This window comes from Ramlibacter lithotrophicus (genome assembly GCF_012184415.1).
GTDB lineage: Bacteria > Pseudomonadota > Gammaproteobacteria > Burkholderiales > Burkholderiaceae_C > Ramlibacter > Ramlibacter lithotrophicus.
The window spans coordinates 1-3074 of the sequence record NZ_VTOX01000018.1 but is presented as its reverse complement, the minus strand read 5'-3'; the positions used below and the strand labels follow the sequence as shown (position 1 = coordinate 3074).

3 protein-coding genes are annotated in these 3074 nt (G+C 65.5%); all 3 read left to right on the top strand.

Features of this window, described 5'->3' with window-relative positions:
* Positions 1 to 77 precede the first annotated feature (77 nt).
* The 3 genes from RAMLITH_RS25405 to tnpC all read left to right on the top strand — a co-directional run bounded on the left by RAMLITH_RS25405 (position 78) and on the right by tnpC (position 2436).
* Positions 78 to 458: a transposase gene (locus RAMLITH_RS25405; RefSeq protein ID WP_168110269.1), complete on the top strand. Its 381-nt coding sequence runs from the start codon at positions 78 to 80 to the stop codon at positions 456 to 458.
* Positions 425 to 787 carry an IS66 family insertion sequence element accessory protein TnpB gene (gene tnpB / locus RAMLITH_RS25400; RefSeq protein ID WP_337786210.1) on the top strand — a complete coding sequence of 121 codons (363 nt, stop codon included), beginning with the start codon at positions 425 to 427 and terminating at the stop codon, positions 785 to 787. Before RAMLITH_RS25405 ends, tnpB begins: the two co-directional genes overlap by 34 nt.
* 65 nt (positions 788 to 852) lie before the next feature.
* Positions 853 to 2436, top strand: coding sequence for an IS66 family transposase (gene tnpC, locus RAMLITH_RS25395; protein WP_168110267.1), 1584 nt, complete (start codon positions 853 to 855; stop codon positions 2434 to 2436).
* The last annotated feature ends 638 nt before the right edge of the window (positions 2437 to 3074 follow it).

Below are 3074 nucleotides of genomic sequence, written 5' to 3'. Positions count from 1 at the left end.
GTAAGCGACCAGGGAACACATGTTGACCGCGCGGCCGCTGCGTAGGAGCCTCGAGTCCGCTTAACTTACGCGGACACATGAACACTTACGGGGTCGATTTGATGGGGCGGCGCCGCCGCCGGCGGCACAGCGCCGAATTCAAGGCTGCGGTCATCCAGGAGTGCAGGAAGCCTGGCGTGTCCATGGCCGCCGTCGCCCTGGCGCACGGACTGAATGCCACCATGGTGCGTAAATGGGTGGTTGAGGTCGAGCGCAACACGACGCCGAGCTTGCAGGGGGTCGAAGCGGCAGTGACACCTGGCGTCGATGCCGGGTTCGTGCCGTTGGCATTGCCCGCGCCGGCGGAGCGGCCGGACATCCAGATCGAGCTGCAGCGCGCCGGAACGACAGTGAAGATCGTCTGGCCAGCTGCCGCCGCATCGCAGTGCGCGGCTTGGCTGGCGGAGTGGCTGCGTTGATTCGAGTCGAGGCGATCTGGCTGAGCACGACACCTCTGGACATGCGCGCAGGCACTGAGACGGCGCTGGCCCGGGTGGTGCAGGTATTCGGCGCCGCGCGTCCGCACCATGCCTACTGCTTTGCCAACCAGCGCGCCACGCGCATGAAGGTGCTCGTGCACGACGGCGTCGGGATCTGGCTGGCCGCGCGCCGGCTGCATCAGGGCCGCTTCGCCTGGCCCAAGGAAGACGGCGGGCGCCTGACGCTCACACGCGAGCAGCTCGACGCGCTGGTGCTCGGCCTGCCCTGGCAGCGCATCGGCGAGGCCGGCGTGATCCGCGTCTTGTGACCTGAAGCGCAATCCGTGCATCTGCGGATGCATCGCCTGGTGGCCGCGGGTGATACTGCACGCCAATGATCGACGTGACGACCATTGACCGCGAATACCTTGACCAGCTGAGCGTCGAGCAACTGCGCGATCTGGCACGCCAGTTGACCGAGCAAAGCCAGCGCGCCTCGCGTGAGATCCAATGGCGTGATGCCAAGATCGACAAGCTCACCTTCGAGCTCGCGCAGCTCAAACGCGTCCAGTTCGGCGTCAAGAGCGAACGGCTCAACGCCGAGCAGCGCGCCTTGTTCGATGAGGCCGTGGCCGCCGACATCGCCGCGCTGGAAGAGCAACTCGAGCAGCTGACCAGGAAGCCCGCCGACGCAGACGACGGCGAGAAGAAGAAGCCCAAGCGCGCCCCACTGCCGCCCGAGTTGCCAAGGGTAGACCGCCATCACGAGCCCAATAACACCAACTGCAGCTGCGGCTGCCAGATGAAGCGCATCGGCGAGGAGGTGAGCGAGAAGCTCGATTACACGCCGGGCGTGTTTACCGTGGAGCGCCACATCCGCGGCAAGTGGGCTTGCGGGGATTGCCGCACGCTCGTGCAAGCGCCCGTTCCTGCGGCCGTGATCGACAAGGGCATCCCCACGGCGGGCCTGCTGGCACACGTGCTCGTGGCAAAGCATGCGGATCACCTTCCGCTGTACCGCCAGGAGGCGATATTCGCGCGCGCCGGCCTGGCGATCCCGCGATCGACACTGGGAGCGTGGATCGGCCAGTGCGGCGTGCGCCTGCAGCCGGTCGTGGACGCCCTGAAGGAACACCTGCTGCGTTGCCAGGTGCTGCACGCCGACGAGACGCCGGTGGCGATGCTCGATCCGGGCAGCGGCAAGACGCACCGTGCCTACCTTTGGGCGTACGCCGCTGCCCAAAGCGAGCAGCTCAAGGCGGTGGTCTACGACTTCACCCGAACGCGGGCCGGCGAGAATGCCCGTGTGTTCCTCGGCCACTCTGGGCCAGATCAGCCGCAGCGAAGACCGTGGACAGGCAGCTTGGTTTGCGACGACTACTCCGGGTATTGCGCCTTGTTCGAGCTCGGGGTGACCGAGGCTGGCTGCATGGCGCACGCACGCCGGAAGTTCATCCAACTGTATGAGAGCAACAAGAGCAGCGTCGCCGAAGCGGCCGTCGACCTGATCGCGAAGCTCTATGAGGTCGAGCGCGAGCTGCACGGCAAGGACCTGGAAGAAGTCCTGCAGCAACGGCGAAGTCGATCGGCTCCGCTGGCCAAGACCTTGCACGAGTGGCTGATCGCGCACCGCGCCAAGGTGCCCAATGGCTCAGCGACGGCGCGAGCCATCGACTACAGCCTGAACCGATGGTCAGCGCTCACGCGCTACCTTCACGACCCCAGGCTGCCGATCGACAACAACCACGACGAGCGACAGATCCGGCCCTGGGCGACAGGACGCAAGAACTGGCTATTCGCCGGCACCCTCGCCGCTGGCCAGCGCGCCGCCGCGATCACGAGCCTGATCCAGTCAGCAAAGCTAAATGGGCATGACCCATATGCCTACCTGAAGGACGTTCTCGAGCGACTGCCGACCCAGCGCGCCAGCGCGGTCGACGAGTTGATGCCGCACGTTTGGCAGCGTCGGGCCAGCTGACTCGAGTGCCGGGCACCGGGGGAGTTGGTTACGGCTACAGGTCCCGCCGCTCAAACGTCACATGATCGACCGGAGCGGGGACTAGAGCGAACGCATACGCCGGAACGACTAACGCGGTGCATCCCGCGTTCCGCGGAGGCGGCTCGCCGAACCCGTACTCGACGTGGTAGTCGGTTCCCCTACGCTGGATTTGGCGAATACTCAAGCGCTTACAGTTGCCCGCCCACCCGATTGATGCTCCAACCACGGCGCTCTTCGTAAAGTCCACGACAGGAAGATGAGGCGGCGGATTGCCAACGCTCTTCACCTCGGCCCACGCCGCTTGCCACTCTTCTTGTGAACGGATCACGTAAGTCCGTAGGGGCCACTCTGCGTACCAGGAGGCTCCTTGCACGGGCACTACCGGGACCGATTCACGCGGTGACTCACCTCCGCCAGCGCACGAGGCGATCAGGGCTACCAACAGGGCGGCTACGAGGCGGCACACGGACCCATGGTAGTGAGCCGTGCGAGTTCTCGCAAGCCTTCGCCACGCCCACGCGAGCGGCTGCCAATGCCACAGCACCAATGCGCAACTCACGCAGCACAAGACTGACGCTGAATGGGCTACGTTCAACATGTGTTCCCTGGCTGCTTAC